Below are 17,507 nucleotides of genomic sequence, written 5' to 3'. Positions count from 1 at the left end.
CATATTGGAGGCATAAGAACGACAACACAGGTTTTGACTCATGACAGATGGCCCGCTTCTCCTTCCCACCTTGCGCCAGGTGTCCCGCGATACCTTGCAAGACCAGGTCTATCGCCAGATCCGCGAAGCCTTGATGAGTGGTCGTTTCCAGCCTGGCCAGAAACTCACCATTCGCGGCCTCGCCGAAGCCCTCGGCTCCAGCCCCATGCCGGTGCGCGAAGCCCTCCAGCGCCTCAGCGCCGAAAATGCCTTTGAAGTCACCGAAACTTCCCGTCTGCGGGTACGCATGATGACGGTCGAACGCCTGCGCGAGATTCGCGATGCGCGGGTTGCCCTGGAGGGGTTGTTGGCGGAAAAGGCCGTGCTGCTCCTGGAAAAAGCCGACCTCGACGAAATCTCCGACCTCTGCCAGCAGATGCAACAAGCCGCCGACGAAGTCGACGTTTCCCGCTACCTGTGGACCAACTTCGCCTTTCACCGACGCATCTATGCCGTCGCCCAGGCCGAATTGACCATGGCCGCCGTGGAAAACTTCTGGCTGCACATGGGGCCGTGTTTTGCCCTGGTCGCTCCCGATAAAGCTCACTTGCAGCGCTCGATGGAGGCGCACACGCGCATCGTCGAAGCCCTGGCCGCCCGCGATGGCGCCGGCGCCCGTGCTGCCGTGACCGATGACATCATGCAGGCCGCCGATTCCCTGGCGCGCCTGCTCGTCAAGAACGACCGTTCGCGGTCGTCTGTTTCAGGAGGTAAACGTGCATGAGTGTCCTACAACGGCTGCAGCCCTATCCTGGGTTACGTGTGTTGATTTCCGGCGGGGCTGCCGGCATCGGTGAAGTGTTGGCGGCGGCCTATCTGGAGGCGGGCGCCAAGGTGCATGTGTGTGATGTCAGCGAACCGGCCTTGGCGGCGTTTCGCGACAAGTACCCGGGTACCGTCGCCACCCGTGCCGACGTGAGTGATGCCGCGCAGATCGAGGCGGTGTTCCAGGTGCAACGCGAGCAGTTCGGCGGGCTGGATGTGCTGGTCAACAACGCCGGGATTGCCGGGCCCACCGGTGGTATCGATGCCATCAGCGATGCCGAGTGGCAAGCCACGATCAACATCAACCTGACGGCGCAATACCGCTTTGCCCACCACGCAGTGCCGATGCTCAAGGAATCGTCCCACGGCCATCTGCTGCATATCGCCTCGGTCGCCGGGCGTCTCGGCTACGCCTGGCGCACGCCGTATGCCGCGACCAAATGGGCCATCGTCGGCCTGATGAAATCCCTGGCTTCGGAGCTGGGCGAAAGCGACATCCGCGTCAACGCCTTGCTGCCCGGCATCGTTGAAGGCCCGCGCATGGACGGCGTGATCCGCGCCCGTGCCGAACAGGTCGGCGTGCCGGAAGCCGAGATGCGCCAGGAGTACCTCAACAAGATTTCCCTCAAGCGCATGGTCACCGCCGAAGACGTCGCGGCCATGGCCTTGTTTCTCTGCTCGCCCGCCGCCCGCAATGTCACCGGCCAGGCGATCAGTGTCGACGGCAACGTCGAGTACCTGTAGGCCGCGCCAGCCAGTCGCCAAGGAAGAACACACACGCAGCACCCGGGATTTTTTTCATAAGAATAAAAGTCGGAGAATCGTCATGTCCAAAAATCGTCCTGTCATCATCACCTGCGCCGTCACCGGTGCCATCCATACGCCGTCGATGTCGCCGCATTTGCCGATCACCGCGCAGGAAATTGCCGATGCCGCCATCGGTGCCGCTGAAGCCGGCGCCGCCATTGTGCACCTGCATGCCCGTGATCCCATTGATGGCCGCCCCAGCCAGGACCCGGCGCTGTTCGCCGAATTCCTGCCGCAAATCAAGGCCGCCAGCGATGTGGTGATCAACATCACCACCGGTGGTGCACCGACCATGGGCGTGGAAGAGCGCCTGCAACCGGTGATGCAGTTCAAGCCGGAATTGGCCTCGCTGAACATGGGTTCGATGAACTTCGGCCTGTACGAAATGCTCAACCGTTTCACCGAGTTCAAGCACGACTGGGAGCGTCCGTACCTCGAAGAAAGCGACGACCGGATCTTTCGCAACACCTTCCGCGACATTACCCACATCCTCAATTCCTGCGCCGAAAACCGCACCCGTTTTGAGATCGAGTGCTACGACATCGGCCACCTGTACACCGCCGCCCACTTCCTGGAGCGCGGCTTGCTCAAGCCGCCGCTGTTTATCCAGTCGGTATTCGGTTTGCGCGGCGGCATCGGCGGCCACCCGGAAGACCTGGCCCACATGCGTCGCACCGCCGACCGGCTGTTCGGTGACGACTACGTGTGGTCAATCCTCGGCGCCGGCCGTGGGCAGATTCCGCTGGCCACCATGGGCCTGTCCATGGGCAGCAATGCCCGGGTCGGCCTGGAAGATTCGCTGTGGGATGGCCCGGGTAAGCTGGCCGCGTCCAACGCCGACCAGGTGCGGCGCATTCGCACAGTGATTGAAGCCCTCGGCCACCGGGTCGCCACGCCGGATGAAGCGCGGGAAATCCTCGGGCTCAAGGGCCGCGACCAGGTCAACTTCTAAGTGATCAACCGGCCGCGTCACGGCGCGGCCATGCCCATCCCGCACAACAACAAAAAAGGGATAACACCATGCGTATCGAAGTGCTTGTGGACGTGAAGACCACCCTGGGCGAAGGCCCGGTGTGGGACGTCGAACAACAACGGCTGTACTGGATCGACAGCGCCGACGGCCGGATCCTGCGCTGCACCGATGACGGTCGCGAGCTGCGGGCCTGGGACGTGGGCCAGAAAATCGGCTCCATGGCCCTGCGCCATAGCGGCGAGCAGGCGATTGTCGCCCTGCAAAACGGCGTGCATATCCTGGACCTGAACAGCGGCGACCTTGCGTCGGTCATTGACCCGGAACCCGCACTGCCCAACAACCGCCTCAACGACGGCAAGGTCGACCGCCAGGGCCGCTTTGTCTTCGGTTCCATGGACACTCTGGAAGACAGCGCCAGCGCCAAGCTCTACCGCCTGGATGCGGACTTGAGCCTGCACACCCTGGACGAAGGCATCATCGTGTCCAACGGCCCGTGCTGGAGCCCGTCGGGCGACACGTTCTATTTTTGCGACACCTGGTCCGGCGAGATCTGGGCCTATGACTACGACCAGGCCAGCGGCGCCGTGAGCCATCGACGCACCTTCGCCAAGGTCGACACCTCCGGCGGGGGCGCCGCGGACGGCTGCACCGTGGATGCCGAAGGCTGCCTGTGGCAGGCGCTGGTCTACGCCGGGAAACTGGTGCGCTACACACCGGATGGCCAGGTCGACCGGATCATCCAGATGCCGGTGAAAAAGGTCACCAGCCTGACCTTTGGCGGGCCGAACCTGGACACCCTGTTCGTCACCTCCATGGCCAAGCCGCCGTTGCCGCGTTTCCCGGCCGACGGTCAGCAGCGCGGGGCGCTTTTTGCGATCACCGGGTTGGGCGTGCAAGGAATAGCCGAGCGACGGTTCGCCAGCTAGCGCGTTTTTTTCAACAAGGCTCATTCCTTCCGCAACCTTGTGTCAGTGCGCGCCCTCGCGCGCCTGGAGAAACCCATGGCAACGTTAAAAAAAGCCTCGCTGCGCAGCATTCACCGGCACTCCTGGGTGTCGCTGCTGGTGTGCTGGATGATCTGGATCCTCAACGCCTACGACCGTGAGATCGTGCTGCGGCTGGGGCCGACCATCTCCAAGCATTTCGATTTGTCCGCCGATCAGTGGGGCACCATGGCCACGGTGATCATGCTCGCGTTGGCCTTGCTGGATATTCCCGGTTCGATGTGGAGTGACCGCTACGGCGGTGGCTGGAAGCGCGCACGGTTTCAGGTGCCGCTGGTGCTGGGCTACACGGCGATCTCGTTTCTCTCCGGGTTCAAGGCCCTGAGCGGCAACCTTGCGACCTTCATTGCCTTGCGGGTTGGCGTCAACCTCGGCGCCGGCTGGGGTGAGCCGGTGGGCGTGAGCAACACTGCCGAATGGTGGCCGGTGGAGCGCCGTGGTTTTGCCCTCGGCGCGCACCACACGGGTTACCCGATTGGCGCCATGCTCAGTGGCATCGTCGCCAGTTTTGTCATCAGTACCTTTGGTGAAGACAACTGGCGCTACGTGTTCTTCTTCGCGTTTGTGGTGGCCTTGCCGCTGATGATTTTCTGGGCGCGCTATTCCACCGCCGAACGCATCACCGCGCTCTACGTCGACATCGCCGCCAAGGGCATGACCCCGCCGGACAACGCACCGGCCAGCCAAGTGAAGGGCCACGCCTGGCGCACGTTTATCGCCACGCTGCGCAACCGCAATATCGCCCTCACGGCGGGCAATACGATGCTGACCCAAGTGGTGTACATGGGCGTCAACATCGTGCTGCCGGCGTACCTGTACAACATTGCCGGGCTGTCCCTGGCGGAGTCGGCGGGCATGAGCGTGGTGTTCACCCTGACCGGGATTCTGGGGCAACTGGTGTGGCCGTCGCTGTCGGACATCATTGGCCGGCGCGTCACCCTGATCATCTGCGGGGTGTGGATGGCCGCCAGTGTCGGCGCGTTTTACTTCGCCAACACCCTGACCCTGATCATCGTCGTGCAACTGCTGTTCGGCCTGGTGGCCAACGCGGTGTGGCCGATCTACTACGCGGTGGCCTGCGACTCGGCCGAGCCGTCGGCGACGTCTACCGCCAACGGCATCATCACCACCGCGATGTTTATCGGTGGCGGCCTGGCGCCGGTGCTGATGGGCAGCCTGATTGCCATGGGCGGCGGCTGGACCACCTTGCACGGCTACACGGTGTGCTTCTTCGTGATGGCCGGTTGCGCCCTGGGCGGGGCGCTGCTGCAACTGTTTTCCCATCGCCCGCCGGCGCTGGTTGCGCAACTCGAACCCTAGAACAACACCGATGCGCCCCCCACCCGTGAGGCTGGCGGGGCGCCAAGAGGAAGTGCCCGATGAAGACCGCCAACACTGCCCGTGAGCCACGGGAGCTGAACAAACTGATGTTCGCCAAGTTGATGCCCTTGCTGATCATCGCCTACGTGCTGAGCTTTCTGGACCGCACCAACATCGCCCTGGCCAAGCATCACCTGGACGTGGACCTGGGGATTTCGGCGGCGGCATACGGCCTGGGCGCGGGGCTGTTTTTCCTGACCTATGCGCTGTCGGAAATCCCCAGCAACCTGATCATGCACAAGGTCGGCGCGCGGTTCTGGATCGCCCGGATCATGGTGACCTGGGGCCTGATTTCGGCGGCCATGGCGTTCGTCCAGGGCGAGACCTCGTTCTATGTGCTGCGCCTGCTGCTGGGCATTGCCGAAGCCGGCCTGTTTCCCGGGGTGATGCTGTACCTCACCTACTGGTTCAACCGCGAGCAACGGGCGCGGGCCACCGGCTACTTTCTGCTGGGCGTGTGTTTTGCCAACATCATCGGTGGCCCCGTGGGTGCGGCGTTGATGCGCATGGACGGGGTCCTCGGCTGGCACGGCTGGCAGTGGATGTTCCTGCTCGAAGGCTTGCCGGCCGTGGCGTTCGCCTGGGTGGTGTGGCGCAAGTTGCCGGACCGTCCAAGCAAGGCACCCTGGCTCTCGGCTGAAGAGGCGCGCGGAATTGAACAGCGCATCGCGATGGAGACCGAAGAAGGCGCAGGCGAGGGCGGGCACTCCCTGAAAAACTGGCTGACGCCGCAAATCCTGCTGGCGATCTTTGTGTATTTTTGCCATCAGATCACCATCTACACCGTGATCTTCTTCCTGCCGAGCATCATCAGTAAATACGGGGAACTGAGCACCATGAGCGTCGGCCTGCTGACCTCATTGCCGTGGATTGCCGCCGCGGCAGGCGCCGTGCTGCTGCCGCGGTTTGCGACCACGCCCACCCGTGCCCGGCGGCTGTTGATTACCGGCTTGCTGACCATGGCGGCGGGGCTGGGCATTGCCTCGGTGTCCGGGCCGGTGTTCAGCCTGTTGGGCTTCTGTGTGTCGGCAGTGATGTTCTTTGTGGTGCAGTCGATCATCTTTCTGTACCCAGCGTCGCGCCTCAAAGGCGTGGCGCTGGCGGGCGGGCTGGGGTTCGTCAACGCCTGTGGGTTACTCGGAGGGTTTGTCGGGCCGTCGGTGATGGGCGCGATCGAGATGAGCACCGGCAATGCCATGAACGGCTTGAAAGTGATTGCCGTGGTGCTGGTGGTGGCCGCGTTGGCGGCGTTGCGTCTGCGCCAGGGCCAGGAGCCTGATCACACCAGCAATGAGGTGGGAAACCCCGAAGCCAGCACCAGGTAAGCCACGACTGCCGCCAGGCATAAACCGACAAATACCCGCAACAGTGTCCTGGCGGTGGGATGAGCGATGAATTTGATGGCCCAGAGCAAAATCCCGGCGAGCAGGACGCTCAAGGCAGAAATGACCAGCACGATGGTGTTCTCGCAAGCCTTGGAAGCTGCTTTATAGTCCCAAAGGCCCGTGTTGAACAGTGTGCGCATAGACGCAGGCCCCCGGGTGTTTCTAAACTGCGGCTTATCCAGGGCAGTGGGGCGGTCGCCGATGAATCGCAATGAATTACGCAAGGCTGACATCAACCTGATGGTGGTCTTTGAAACCTTGATGCTCGAACGCAACGTGACACGGGTGGCCGAGAAGCTGTTTCTCGGCCAGCCCACCATCAGTTCCGCGCTCAATCGCCTGCGAACACTGTTCAATGACCCTCTGTTCATTCGCGTCGGCCATCGCATGGAGCCGACCGCGCGGGCCGAGGAAATCATCAAGCACCTGTCGCCCGCCCTTGATTCACTGTCGTCGGCCCTGAGCCTGACCCACGATTTCGACCCGTCCATCAGCACCATGACCTTCCGTATCGGCCTGTCCGACGACGTCGAGTTCGGCCTGCTGCCGCCCCTGCTGCGCGCGTTGCGCCAGGAAGCGCCGCAGGTGGTGTTCGTGGTGCAACACGTGGATTACTGGCGCATCCCCGACCTGCTGGCCTCTGGCGACATCACCGTTGGCATCACCCAGACCCGCGGCCTGCCGGCCAATGCCAAGCGCAAGCTGTTGCGGCACATCCGCCCCTGCCTGTTAAGGGCGGACGCCTCGGAAAAACCCCTGACCCTCGACGAATATTGCGCACGGCCCCATGTGCTGGTATCCCACACCGCCAACGTGTCCGGGTTTGCCGATGAATGGCTGGCGGAAATCGGTCGCAAGCGCCACGTGGTGCTCTCGGTGCCGCAATACAGCGCGCTGCCGGCGTTGCTCGCCGGTACCGACATGATCGCCAGCCTGCCGGACTACACTGCCCAGGCCATGGCCGCCGGGGGCAACCTGTTCTGTGAGCCGTTTCCGTTTGAAACCCCGACCCTGGATTTGTCCATGGTCTGGCTCAGCCACGTCGACACCGACCCGGCAGAACGCTGGGTGCGTTCGCGGCTGGAGGCATTCATGAGTGAGCGGGATCTGTTGCCGGTGGTCGTGCCAAAATCTTGAGATAACCTCTTCAGGGAGATCCACCCATGAGCCCATCCCGATCCTTGCTGCGTGGGCGCGGCAGTCATGACAGCGGCAAGGTTGGAATGGTCGAGCTGTTTTTCGACCTGGTGTTCGTGTTCGCCGTGACCCAATTGTCTCATTCGCTGCTCGCACACCTGTCCATCGGCGGTGCGGTGCAGGTGGCGCTGATGATGGTGGCGGTGTGGTGGGTGTGGATCTTCACTTCGTGGGTCACCAACTGGCTGGACCCGGAAAAAATCCCGATCCGCATCGGCCTGTTCGGCTTGATGGTGGCGGGCCTGCTGTTGTCCTCGTCGATTCCCAAGGCATTTACTGACCGCGGCCTGTTGTTCGCCGGCGCCTACGTGTTCATGCAGGCTGGACGCACCTTGTTTGCCTTGTGGGCGGTGCGCGGCGAGTCGCTGAACATGACTCGGAATTTCCAGCGGATCCTGGCGTGGATGCTGTTTTCCGGGGTGTTCTGGATCACCGGCGCGTTGCTCGAAGGTGAGCAGCGCCTGGCCTTCTGGGCCCTGGCGCTGTTGATCGAGCTGATTTCCCCATCGGTGTATTTCTGGGTGCCAGGGCTTGGCCCCTCGACGCTGGCGGACTGGAATGTGGAAGGCAACCACATGGCCGAGCGCTGCGGCCTGTTTGTGATCATCGCCCTCGGCGAGTCGTTGCTGGTGACCGGCGCCACCTTTGCCGAATTGCCCTGGAGCGTGGACGGGCTGGCGGCCTTCCTGGTGGCGGTGGTGGGCAGCATCGCCTTGTGGTGGATCTATTTCGACAGCGGCGCCGAGCGTGCTCACCACCGCATCGCCAGCTCCGCCGATCCGGGGCGCCAGGCGCGGATTGCCTACACCTACCTGCATGTGTTGATCGTGGCCGGGATCATTGTGAGTGCAGTGGCCGATGAGCTGGTGCTGGTGCACCCGGGGCACGCCAGCCAGGCCGGCGTGGTGGCGATCATCGCCGGCCCGTGGCTGTTCTTGCTGGGCAGCGCGTTGTTCAAGTGGGTGATGAGCGACCGGCCGTTGCCACCGCTCTCGCACCTGGGCGGGTTGCTGCTGTTGCTGGTGCTGTTGCCGCCGGGATTGCAGCAGGTGTTTTCGGCGTTGGCGCTGGGGGCGTTGACCTCAGCGGTATTGGTGGTGGTGGCGATTTGGGAAAATCGCTCGCTGCGCAGCATTACCGAAGTTTCACATTGAAAGCGGTCTGATTCCGCCCGGCCCCGTGCTATATGTATGACTCTTTTCCTACAACAACTCGGAGCCTTTCATGCCGCATCTGCATCTGGAATACACCGCCAACCTGACAGAGCTGGCCGTTGAGAAAACCTTGCTGCGGCTCAACAACGTGCTGATGGCGTCCGGGCAGTTCGGTTCCGAGTTTGATATCAAAAGCCGCGCGCTCAAGGTGGAGACGTTCCAGGTCGGCACGTCCCTGAGCCCGCGGGCGTTTATCGCCTTGAAGCTGTCGCTGCTCAGCGGGCGCTCACCGCAGGTCAAGAAGCAGTTGTCGGAAAGCCTGTTGGCGGCGTTGCAGGATTTGGGCGATTGGCCTGCGGATTTGCAGGTGCAGCTCAGTGTGTTGCTGGTGGATATGGATCGCGAGTCCTACAGCAAAGTCACCATCGGCTAACCACTGTAGGAGCGAGCTTGCTCGCGAAAAACTAACAGGCGACGCGGGAATCCTGAGTGCCCGCGTTATCGTTAACGTTCTTCGCGAGCAAGCTCGCTCCTACAAAAAGGGTTATAGCAACCCCTGATCCGCGCACACCTTCACCACTTGCTCCCTGAACCACGTGTTGGCGCTGTCCTGCTCGCTGTGTTCATTCCACTGCATATCCAGGGTAAACCCCGGCAAACCGTTCGGCGCTTCGCAATGGCCGTATACGGTTTTGTCCGCCAGTAACTTTTGCACCCGACGGGGCAGGGTGACGACAAAGTCGGTGCCGGTGATCATCTTCAGCGCCGCGCTGTAACTGTTGGCCCGGGCGATCACCTGGCGCTTGTGTGATTGGCGCGCCAGCCAGCCATCGATCATGTTGGTGTCCGAGCTCCACGGCGTGGGGAACACGTGGCGGCGGGCGACGAAGGATTGCAGGCTGAACGCCGGTTCCCGGGGCGCCGAGTGTTTGTCGAACACGCACACCAGGTCGTCCTCCAGCAGCATCTGGGTCTTGATGTCTTTGTGCTCGCGATGGAAGTGCGGGCCGAAGCAAATCACCAGGTCCAGGCGACCGTCGCGCAAAGCCTCGGCCGGGATGTCGGTTTCCAGCTTCTGCACATTGACGATCACCGGCAGGTCGGCGTGGTCGAAGTTTTTCAGCAGGCGGGGCAGCATCAGTTGTTCGAAGTATTCGGGGGCGCAGACGTTGAACGTCACGGCCTTCTGGGTGGGGTCGAAGGCTTGGCTGCCGGCGTGGCACAGGTTGATGCTTTCAAGGATTTTTTGCACATGGCCGTACATGGTGGTGGCTTTGTGCGTAGGACGCATACCCGCCCGGGTGTTGATAAACAACTCGTCTTCAAAACTGGTGCGCAGCTTCTTCAGGCTGTAGCTCACGGTGGACTGGCTGACGAACAGGGTTTCGGAGACGTCGGTGACGCTGCTTTGGTCATACACAGCGATAAACACCATCAAATCCTGCATATCGAGCTTTCTTAGCAAGTTGCTGTTTAGCATCCGTTCCGTCCGCAAGCGCTTTGTACCGAACTCGGTACAAGACAATACAAAATGTTAACGGAACGCTCGTGCCAATAGAAAGCCCTGTCGGACCTTTCTCTGTTTGAGGTGGGACAAATAATGTTTACAACACGACCTCAGCGAATATGCCGCGCGTAATGCCGTGGGTCGAAGCGCAGCACGATCAGCAGCATCACCACCACCACCGCCGTCAGTGCCCACCAGGCCCATTCAAAGCTGCCCAATTGGTCGCGGATCATCCCGGCGATCAGCGGCGACAACCCGGCGATCAGGTAACCGATGCTTTGCACAAAGGCGGTCAGGCCGCCGGCGCGGCGGGGGTTGTCCAGATGGTCGAGGGACAGGATCAGGCTCATCGGAAACAACCCGCCAATGCCCAGGCCCAACAGGCACGGCCACAGCAGGCTCAGCTGTTGCGGGCTGAGGATCAGGCCGCAGAAGCCGGCGATGATCAGCATCAGCAGTACCGCGACCACGCCGCGTTTGTCCTGGCGCTTGTTGGCGATGGCCGGGGTGACCAGGCCGGAGACCACTTCCATGGTGGTCAGGAAACCCAGTAAAAGCCCGGCGTTCTGTTCGCTCCAGCCCATTTCCACGTAGTACGGCGCCAGCCAGGCCAGCACACAAGTGTAGGCCGCCGTACCGAGGCCAAAAAAGATCGCCAGCAACCAGGCCCGGCGATTGCCGAAGAACGACGCCTGCGGGCCGGCGCCGGCGTTCGGCAGTGGTGGCAGCACCGAGCGCTGGGCGTACCAGAACACCAGCGCTAATACGGCCAGCACCGCCCAGATCGCCAGGCCGATACGCCAACTGCCGGTGTGCACCTGGATAAATGGCGAGAACGACGCGGCGAGGGCCGCGCCGCCCATGATCGCGGTGACGTACAGGCCCATGAACAGGGAAACGTTGTTGCTGAAGCGGGACTTGATCAAGGCGGGCATCAGCGCCTGGATCATCGCGATGCCTACGCCGGCGGCGATGGCGCTGAGGATCAGCTCAACCGCCGAATCCAGAAACAACCGCGACACGGTGGCCAGGCCGATCACCACCAGCGACAGCACGATGCTGCGATGCTCGCCAAAACGCTTGGCCACGCCCATGCCAAAAAACATCGCCAGGCCCATGGCCATGACCGGCAACATCGTGAGCAAGGAGGCGGTGCTGAAACTCAGGGGCACGTCACCGCGAATCGACGACAACAACGGGCCAACGGCGGCCATCGACGGGCGCAGGTTGAGGGCGACCAGCACCACGCTGATCATCAGCCAAACGGCGGTGGTGGGTGTTGCGCGAACGTTTTCCATGGGCAGGCCTTGAACTGACAAGGGCAGTATTAGGCCGGGCGTGGGGGAGGGGGGCAAATGAGAAAGTCGTTGGGGCTATTGAAAAAATGCGGGCGGGCTGTTTGTGGCAAGGGAGTTTGTTGGGGGGAGGAAGCCTGTTGTGGCGAGGGAGCTTGCTCCCGTTGGGCTGCGTAGCGGCCCCAGAATTTTTGGGAGCGCTTCGCACTCCAGCGGGAGCAAGCTCCCTCGCCACAGTGCTTTCGGTTGGTTTCAGGCCGCCCGAATCACATGCTTGATCTCCTGGAACGCCTGCAACCCCCATGGTCCCAGTTCCCGGCCGATGCTGCTCTGCTTGTAACCACCCCACGCCGTTTGCGGGAAGATCACCTGCGGCGCGTTGATCCACACCAGGCCCACCTGCAACGCATTGGCCACCCGCTCAGCCGCTTCCGGGTTGTTGCTCAACACACTGGCCACCAGGCCGAACTCGCTGTCATTGGCCAGTGCCACCGCCTCGGCTTCATTGGTAAAGCTGCGCACACAGAGCACCGGGCCGAAGATTTCTTCGTTCCACAACGCGCTGTCCAGCGGCACTTCGGTAAACACCGTCGGGCGGATGAAATAACCGTGAGGCAACTCTGCCGGCCGCCCGCCGCCACACAGCAACTTCGCGCCGGCTTGCACGCCCCGCTCGATATGCCCGAGCACGCGCTGGTACTGCGCACGGTTGACCAATGCGCCCATTTCCACGTCTTCGGCAAACGGGTCTGCCACGCGAATACCTTCGGCCCTGGCTTGCAGGCGAGTCAGAAACTCATCTGCCAGTTCGTCGGCCACCAACACCCGGCTGGTGGCGGAACACATCTGCCCGGCGTTGAAGAACCCCCCGCCACAGGCCAGTTCCACGGCCAGGTCGAGGTCGGCATCCGCCAGCACCAGTAACGAGGATTTGCCGCCCAGTTCCAGGCTCACGCCCTTGACCGTTTCGGCGGCGCGTTGCATCACCTGCACGCCCACGGCATTGCTGCCGGTGAAGGAGATTTTTGCGACCCGCGGGTCAGCCGCCAGCGGGGCACCCACTGCCAGGCCTGTGCCGCAGACCACGTTGAACACACCGGCGGGCAAGCCCACCGAGGCGATGATCCTGGCCAGTTCCAGCTCCGCCAGCGGCGTCACTTCCGAAGGTTTGAGCACCACACAGCAACCGGCAGCCAGCGCCGGGGCGAGTTTCCAGGCGGTGGTCACCATCGGGAAATTCCACGGCACGATCAGGCCCACCACGCCGCACGGTTCACGGCGAACGCGAGCGCTGAAATCCTCAGTGGGCAGTGCCACCGAGCGATCCTGGCTGGCGTCCATGTCGTCGGCCAAACCGGCGTAGTAGGTGAAGGTGGCGATCACGTCGTCCACATCAATGCCCGCCTCGAACAGCGGCTTGCCGTTGTTGCTCGATTGCAGGTGCATCAGGTGTTCGCGTTGGGCGCTGACGCCCTCGGCGATTTTGCGCAGCAGCGCGGCGCGATCCCGGCCGGTGCTTTTGGACCAGTCCGGGAAGGCCGCGCTGGCGGCACTCACGGCCTCCGTCACCGCGCCAGCATCACCCACGCTGACGTGAGCCAAGGTGGTCTCGGTCGCCGGGTTGATCACATCCAGCACGTCATTGCCTGCCTGCCACACACCGTTGATATACAGTCCGTTCAGTACCGCGCTCATACCGCCACCGCCTTCATCCAAAGCCCCTGGTCGATTTCAATCAGCGTCGGCCCCTGGCGATCCGTGGCAGCACGCAATGCGCTGCGCAGTGCTTCAACGCCGTGCACGGCCTGGGCGGCGCAGCCCAGGGCCTTGGCCACGCCGATAAAGTCCGGGGTGTAGATGTCGACGCCCACCGGCTCGATGGCGCGGTTGACCATGTATTTCTTGATCTCTTCATAACCCTGGTTATTCCACAGCAGCACGATCACCGGCGTGCGCGCTTCCACGGCGCTGGCCAGTTCCGGCAGAGTGAATTGCAGCCCGCCGTCGCCGATCAGGCACACCACCGGCGCACCGTTGCCGCGTCCCAGCCATGCACCGATAGCGGCCGGCAAGGCGTAGCCGAGGGTGCCGTAGCCGGTGGAAGAGTTGAACCAGCGGCGCGGGTGGTCGAGGTTCAGGGTCAGGTTGCCGGTGTACACCGGCTGGGTGGAGTCGCCCACCAGGACCGCGTCGGGCAGTTCATCCAGCACGGTGTTGAGGAACAGGGTTTGTGCGCGAGTGGCGGCGTCCCAGGTGGGCTCCAGTTCGCTCCACAGGCGGGCGACGCGTTGGGCGCCCCAGCCGTTGTCGCGGGCGGCCAAGGGCGTGTTGCCCAGTTCGGCGAGCAGTGCCTGGGCGGCGATTTGCGCGTCAGCCACCAGTGCCACGTGCGGTGGGTAATTGCGTACGGTCTGGTCGGAATCGATGTCGATGCGCAGCAGGGCGCCGGGAATGTCGAAGCCGCCGGCGAAGGTCACGTCGTAGTCGGTTTCTGCCAGCTCGGTGCCGATCGCCAGGACCACGTCGGCCTCGGCCACCAGGGCACGGGTGGCGACCAGGGTTTGGGTCGAGCCGATCAGCAACGGGTGGTGGGAGGCCAGCATGCCCTTGGCGTTGATGGTCAGCGCCACCGGCGCGCCGAGCGCTTCGGCCAGTTGCGTCAACTCGGGCGCTGCGTCGATGGCGCCGCCACCGGCGAGGATCAGCGGACGTTTCGCCGCCGCCAGCAACCGGCTCATCTGCTTGACGGCCGACGGCGCAGCACCGGCGCGGGAAACGCTGACCGGCTCGCTGCCGAGCAACGCATCGGCGTTTTCCACCAGTACATCCAGCGGGATTTCGATGTGCACCGGGCGCGGTCGCCCGGCCTGGAACAGCGCAAACGCCCGGGCCAATACACCGGGCAATTCGGCCGCCGACATCAAGGTATGGGAGAACGCCGCGACGCCTGCGATCATCGCGTTCTGGTTCGGCAGCTCGTGCAGCTTGCCGCGTCCGCCGCCCAGCTGGCTGCGGGATTGCACGCTGGAAATCACCAGCATCGGGATCGAGTCGGCGTAGGCCTGGCCCATGGCGGTGGTGATATTGGTCATGCCGGGGCCGGTGATGATGAAGCACACGCCGGGCTTGCCGCTGGTGCGCGCATAGCCGTCGGCCATGAAGCCGGCGCCCTGTTCGTGGCGCGGGGTGACGTGGCGGATGCTGGAGCGCGCCAGGCCCCGGTAGAGTTCCACGGTGTGCACGCCGGGGATGCCGAACACCTGGTCCACGCCGTAGCCTTCCAGCAGGTTGACCAATACTTCGCCGCAGGTCGCCATATCGTTCCCTTTATTGTTGATTCGTAGGAGAGCGGTATTGGAACGGCTGGCCCGTAGCGGCAACAATCGATAAAAAGTCATACTAGCCATGTCTCCACGTCATGGCTGCGCCCCTATGAAACGCCTTCCACCGTTGCCGGCCTTGCACACCTTTTGGGTCACGGCCCAGTGCTGCAACTTCACCCGTGCCGCCGAGCAGTTGCACATCACCCAAGGCGCGGTGAGCCGCCAGATTGCCGGGCTGGAAAGCCACCTGGGTTATGCGCTGTTCCAGCGCCAGGCCCGGGGCTTGAGCCTGACCGAAGAGGGGCGCGAGTGGTCGCTGCGGGCGCAGCAGGTGTTCGGCTTGATCGGGGATGCGGTGGAACAGATCGGCACCCGCCGCGACACCTTGCAGCTCAAGGCCTCCACCTGCGTGATGCGCTGGCTGTTGCCGCGCCTGATGCAGTGGCAGGAGGAACGCCCGGACGTGCCGGTGGAACTGACCACCACCGTGGCTTACACCGTCGATTTTCGCCGCGAGCAATTCGATGCGGCGGTGATCTACGCGCCGATTGCCGAGCAGTCGGCCCAGGCCCGGCACTTGTTTGATGAGCGCCTGACACCGGTGTGCGCGCCGGCTTTGCTGGGTGGCTTGCGCACCCCTGCGGATTTGCAGCAACAGGTGCTGTTGCACCCCACGCGGGATGAACGGGATTGGGCGTTGTGGTTGAAGGCGGCAGATACGTGGGTGAGCAATCTGGCCCAGGGGCATCATTTTGAGACGCTGGACCTGGCGATGACGGTGGCGTCCCAGGGTTCCGGCGTGGCGATTGGCGACAGCGCGCTGATCGGCGAGGACCTCAAGGCCGGGCGGCTGGCGACCCCGTTTGAACTGCGGGTGCCGACGGGGATGGGGTATTACCTGGTGTACCCGCCGGGCACGGCGCCCTCGGCGGGGTTGGAGCAGCTGATGGACTGGCTGGTGAGCCAGGCGCAACAGCCGTCACCCTGAAGATCAAAATGTGGGAGCGGGCTTGCTCGCGAAGGCGCCGTGTCAGCTAACACATCGGCTAACTGACCCACCGCCTTCGCGAGCAAGCCCGCTCCCACATTTTCAGTGTGCGCCAGTCTTAATAACCGACGGTAAACCGCTGACGCGAATGCTTCGGCGTTTCCACCTCATCCATCAGCGCAATCGCAAAGTCGGCAAAGCTGATCCAGCTGCGGCCTTCATTGCTCACCAGCAACTCATCCTGGCCCAGGCGGAATTTGCCGGTGCGCCCGGTCTCGGTGAACTCCGCCGAGGGCGACAGGAAGGTCCAGTCCAGGTCTTTTTCCTGGCGCAAGGTGTCGAGGAACACACTGCCGGCGCTGGCTTCGGTTTTGTATTCTTCGGGGAAACCCGGGCTGTCGATCACCCGGCTGCCGCCCGACAACAGCAGCGAACCGGCTCCACCCACCACCAGCAGGCGTTTCACACCGGCGTTTTTCACCGGATTGATCACCGCTTCTGCCGGCAGCGTGGCGAAGTGCGCCGCGCTGATCACCACGTCGTTGCCACGGATGGCCTGTTCCAGTGCCTGGGCATCCAGCGCGTCCACTGGCTTGGTGGTGACGCCAGGGCGCACGGCGATCTTGTCGGTATTGCGCGCGATGGCGGTCACGGTATGCCCGCGACGCAGGGCTTCTTCCAGCAGTTGGCTACCGGCACGGCCGGTGGCACCAATGATTGCGATCTTGCTCATGACGTTCTCCAGTACGGTTAAGGGTTGAATCAACTCACCACTGCATTTCGCCCTTGGCGACTTTGGCGCCCAGTTCCAGGGTGCTTTCGTCGCCCAGGCTCGGGTAACGTTTTTTCATTGCGCTGATCAGCGCGGCAGAGTCCTTGGCCTTGGCGGTTTCTTCGTCAAACGCCTTGATGTAGTCGGCTGTAAAGGCCACGGATTTGAGCGAAGGTGTGCCCAGGTAATGACCCGGAATCACGGTGCGGGGTTTCAAATTCTGGATACGTTGCAGGGTCGCCAGCCAATCAGTGTGGGATTTGGCGGTCTGGGTATCGGCCATCCACACATGAATGTTCTCGGAGACCACCACGCCACCGACTACCGCCTTGATCGACGGGATCCACACAAAGGTGCGGTCCGGTTGGGCGCCGTCAAGGCCGATCACTTCCAGTTGCTTGCCTTCGAGGCTCAGGCTGTGGCCTTTCAGGACGTGGGGGATGATGGCGTTGGCCGGCCTGTCGGCCCCCAGTTTCGGGCCCCAGAACGCCAGTTTGTGTTCAACGGTGGCCTTGATATGGTCCACCACCGGCTGTGGCGCGACGATGTTGGCCTGGGGGAACGCGGCCGCCAGGGTGTCGAGGCCGAAGTAGTAGTCGGGGTCACCGTGGCTGATGTAGATGGTGGTCAGGCGCTTGCCGCTGGCGCGGATTTTTTGCACCAGTTGCTCGGCCTGGGTCTTGCCGAATTGGGCGTCCACCAGGATCGCGTCTTTCTCGCCGCTGACCAGCACCGAGGTGACCGGCATCATCGCGGTTTCGCCGGGGTTGTAGGCGTCCAGGGTCAAGTCGGCAGCGGCGGCGTGGGCGGCGAAGGCCAGGGTGGCAGCGGCCAGGGCAACGCGCTTGAGCGGGAAGAATCCAAACATGTGCAGCTCCAGTCATCGGTCAGGTGTGGGCAGAGCTTAGTTGCAACAAA

At 63.1% G+C, this 17,507-nt stretch carries 17 protein-coding genes; 10 read left to right on the top strand and 7 right to left on the bottom strand.

What is annotated here, in order from left to right:
- The first annotated feature begins 40 nt into the window (after window positions 1-40).
- The 6 genes from HX855_RS09375 to HX855_RS09350 all read left to right on the top strand — a co-directional run bounded on the left by HX855_RS09375 (window position 41) and on the right by HX855_RS09350 (window position 6,293).
- Window positions 41-763 carry a GntR family transcriptional regulator gene (locus HX855_RS09375; protein WP_003211913.1) on the top strand — a complete coding sequence of 241 codons (723 nt, stop codon included), beginning with the start codon at window positions 41-43 and terminating at the stop codon, window positions 761-763.
- Window positions 760-1,548 carry an SDR family oxidoreductase gene (locus HX855_RS09370; RefSeq protein WP_010176559.1) on the top strand — a complete coding sequence of 263 codons (789 nt, stop codon included), beginning with the start codon at window positions 760-762 and terminating at the stop codon, window positions 1,546-1,548. The genes HX855_RS09375 and HX855_RS09370 overlap by 4 nt, the downstream gene beginning before the upstream one ends.
- Window positions 1,549-1,630: 82 nt before the next feature.
- Window positions 1,631-2,563 carry a 3-keto-5-aminohexanoate cleavage protein gene (locus tag HX855_RS09365; RefSeq protein WP_010176558.1) on the top strand — a complete coding sequence of 311 codons (933 nt, stop codon included), beginning with the start codon at window positions 1,631-1,633 and terminating at the stop codon, window positions 2,561-2,563.
- A 68-nt stretch (window positions 2,564-2,631) separates the two neighbouring features.
- Window positions 2,632-3,510 (top strand): SMP-30/gluconolactonase/LRE family protein, encoded by an 879-nt coding sequence (locus HX855_RS09360; RefSeq protein WP_177082550.1) that lies wholly within the window; start codon window positions 2,632-2,634, stop codon window positions 3,508-3,510.
- Between the two features lie 75 nt (window positions 3,511-3,585).
- The gene (locus HX855_RS09355) at window positions 3,586-4,908 is read left to right on the top strand and encodes an MFS transporter (protein WP_003211904.1); all 1,323 of its coding nucleotides are present in this window, start codon (window positions 3,586-3,588) and stop codon (window positions 4,906-4,908) included.
- A gap of 59 nt (window positions 4,909-4,967) precedes the next feature.
- Window positions 4,968-6,293, top strand: a complete 1,326-nt coding sequence (locus tag HX855_RS09350; protein ID WP_177082548.1) for an MFS transporter — start codon at window positions 4,968-4,970, stop codon at window positions 6,291-6,293.
- Here HX855_RS09350 and HX855_RS09345 read toward each other — a convergent pair.
- Window positions 6,248-6,493: a hypothetical protein gene (locus tag HX855_RS09345; RefSeq protein WP_176438672.1), complete on the bottom strand. Its 246-nt coding sequence runs from the start codon at window positions 6,491-6,493 to the stop codon at window positions 6,248-6,250. The genes HX855_RS09350 and HX855_RS09345 overlap by 46 nt on opposite strands.
- A 61-nt stretch (window positions 6,494-6,554) precedes the next feature.
- On the opposite strand from HX855_RS09345, the gene HX855_RS09340 reads away from it, so the two are divergent.
- The 3 genes from HX855_RS09340 (at window position 6,555) to HX855_RS09330 (ending at window position 9,137) form a co-directional block, all read left to right on the top strand.
- Window positions 6,555-7,490 carry a LysR substrate-binding domain-containing protein gene (locus HX855_RS09340; protein WP_177082546.1) on the top strand — a complete coding sequence of 312 codons (936 nt, stop codon included), beginning with the start codon at window positions 6,555-6,557 and terminating at the stop codon, window positions 7,488-7,490.
- A 26-nt stretch (window positions 7,491-7,516) separates the two neighbouring features.
- Complete coding sequence (locus HX855_RS09335) at window positions 7,517-8,704, top strand: low temperature requirement protein A (RefSeq protein WP_177082544.1); 1,188 nt, start codon at window positions 7,517-7,519, stop codon at window positions 8,702-8,704.
- A 70-nt stretch (window positions 8,705-8,774) separates the two neighbouring features.
- Window positions 8,775-9,137, top strand: a complete 363-nt coding sequence (locus HX855_RS09330; protein ID WP_177082542.1) for a 5-carboxymethyl-2-hydroxymuconate Delta-isomerase — start codon at window positions 8,775-8,777, stop codon at window positions 9,135-9,137.
- Between the two features lie 111 nt (window positions 9,138-9,248).
- On the opposite strand, the gene HX855_RS09325 is transcribed toward HX855_RS09330, so the two are convergent.
- From HX855_RS09325 to HX855_RS09310, 4 genes are all read right to left on the bottom strand, one after another.
- Window positions 9,249-10,184, bottom strand: coding sequence for a LysR family transcriptional regulator (locus tag HX855_RS09325; RefSeq protein WP_177082540.1), 936 nt, complete (start codon window positions 10,182-10,184; stop codon window positions 9,249-9,251).
- Between the two features lie 137 nt (window positions 10,185-10,321).
- The gene (locus HX855_RS09320; protein WP_177082539.1) at window positions 10,322-11,509 is read right to left on the bottom strand and encodes a cyanate transporter; all 1,188 of its coding nucleotides are present in this window, start codon (window positions 11,507-11,509) and stop codon (window positions 10,322-10,324) included.
- Window positions 11,510-11,758: 249 nt separating this feature from the next.
- The gene (locus HX855_RS09315) at window positions 11,759-13,201 is read right to left on the bottom strand and encodes an aldehyde dehydrogenase family protein (protein ID WP_177082538.1); all 1,443 of its coding nucleotides are present in this window, start codon (window positions 13,199-13,201) and stop codon (window positions 11,759-11,761) included.
- Entirely contained in the window at window positions 13,198-14,823 is a 1,626-nt protein-coding gene (locus HX855_RS09310) for a 5-guanidino-2-oxopentanoate decarboxylase (protein ID WP_177082537.1), read from the bottom strand. Before HX855_RS09310 ends, HX855_RS09315 begins: the two co-directional genes overlap by 4 nt.
- A 115-nt stretch (window positions 14,824-14,938) precedes the next feature.
- On the opposite strand from HX855_RS09310, the gene HX855_RS09305 reads away from it, so the two are divergent.
- Window positions 14,939-15,817, top strand: coding sequence for a LysR substrate-binding domain-containing protein (locus HX855_RS09305; protein ID WP_177082536.1), 879 nt, complete (start codon window positions 14,939-14,941; stop codon window positions 15,815-15,817).
- A gap of 118 nt (window positions 15,818-15,935) precedes the next feature.
- On the opposite strand, the gene HX855_RS09300 is transcribed toward HX855_RS09305, so the two are convergent.
- Window positions 15,936-16,550, bottom strand: a complete 615-nt coding sequence (locus HX855_RS09300; protein ID WP_177082535.1) for an NAD(P)-dependent oxidoreductase — start codon at window positions 16,548-16,550, stop codon at window positions 15,936-15,938.
- A 34-nt stretch (window positions 16,551-16,584) separates the two neighbouring features.
- On the bottom strand, window positions 16,585-17,457 hold the full coding sequence (locus tag HX855_RS09295) for an MBL fold metallo-hydrolase (protein ID WP_177082534.1): 873 nt from the start codon (window positions 17,455-17,457) through the stop codon (window positions 16,585-16,587).
- Window positions 17,458-17,507 lie beyond the last annotated feature (50 nt).

Origin of the sequence: Pseudomonas sp. IPO3778 (assembly GCF_013386825.1) — a bacterium.
Taxonomy (GTDB): Bacteria; Pseudomonadota; Gammaproteobacteria; order Pseudomonadales; family Pseudomonadaceae; genus Aquipseudomonas.
The sequence above is the reverse complement of the archived record's forward strand: the minus strand, read 5'-3'. Positions and strand labels throughout refer to the sequence as shown.

Bases quoted from the DNA above. Each gene is read 5' to 3' on its own strand.
- HX855_RS09365 (WP_010176558.1), top strand. From the start codon at position 1,631: ATGTCCAAAAATCGTCCTGTCATCATCACCTGCGCCGTCACCGGTGCC.
- HX855_RS09305 (WP_177082536.1), top strand. From the start codon at position 14,939: ATGAAACGCCTTCCACCGTTGCCGGCCTTGCACACCTTTTGGGTCACG.
- HX855_RS09345 (WP_176438672.1), bottom strand. From the start codon at position 6,493: ATGCGCACACTGTTCAACACGGGCCTTTGGGACTATAAAGCAGCTTCC.
- HX855_RS09355 (WP_003211904.1), top strand. From the start codon at position 3,586: ATGGCAACGTTAAAAAAAGCCTCGCTGCGCAGCATTCACCGGCACTCC.
- HX855_RS09360 (WP_177082550.1), top strand. From the start codon at position 2,632: ATGCGTATCGAAGTGCTTGTGGACGTGAAGACCACCCTGGGCGAAGGC.
- HX855_RS09315 (WP_177082538.1), bottom strand. From the start codon at position 13,201: ATGAGCGCGGTACTGAACGGACTGTATATCAACGGTGTGTGGCAGGCA.
- HX855_RS09325 (WP_177082540.1), bottom strand. From the start codon at position 10,184: ATGCTAAACAGCAACTTGCTAAGAAAGCTCGATATGCAGGATTTGATG.
- HX855_RS09320 (WP_177082539.1), bottom strand. From the start codon at position 11,509: ATGGAAAACGTTCGCGCAACACCCACCACCGCCGTTTGGCTGATGATC.
- HX855_RS09375 (WP_003211913.1), top strand. From the start codon at position 41: ATGACAGATGGCCCGCTTCTCCTTCCCACCTTGCGCCAGGTGTCCCGC.
- HX855_RS09350 (WP_177082548.1), top strand. From the start codon at position 4,968: ATGAAGACCGCCAACACTGCCCGTGAGCCACGGGAGCTGAACAAACTG.
- HX855_RS09300 (WP_177082535.1), bottom strand. From the start codon at position 16,550: ATGAGCAAGATCGCAATCATTGGTGCCACCGGCCGTGCCGGTAGCCAA.
- HX855_RS09330 (WP_177082542.1), top strand. From the start codon at position 8,775: ATGCCGCATCTGCATCTGGAATACACCGCCAACCTGACAGAGCTGGCC.
- HX855_RS09340 (WP_177082546.1), top strand. From the start codon at position 6,555: ATGAATCGCAATGAATTACGCAAGGCTGACATCAACCTGATGGTGGTC.
- HX855_RS09370 (WP_010176559.1), top strand. From the start codon at position 760: ATGAGTGTCCTACAACGGCTGCAGCCCTATCCTGGGTTACGTGTGTTG.
- HX855_RS09335 (WP_177082544.1), top strand. From the start codon at position 7,517: ATGAGCCCATCCCGATCCTTGCTGCGTGGGCGCGGCAGTCATGACAGC.
- HX855_RS09295 (WP_177082534.1), bottom strand. From the start codon at position 17,457: ATGTTTGGATTCTTCCCGCTCAAGCGCGTTGCCCTGGCCGCTGCCACC.
- HX855_RS09310 (WP_177082537.1), bottom strand. From the start codon at position 14,823: ATGGCGACCTGCGGCGAAGTATTGGTCAACCTGCTGGAAGGCTACGGC.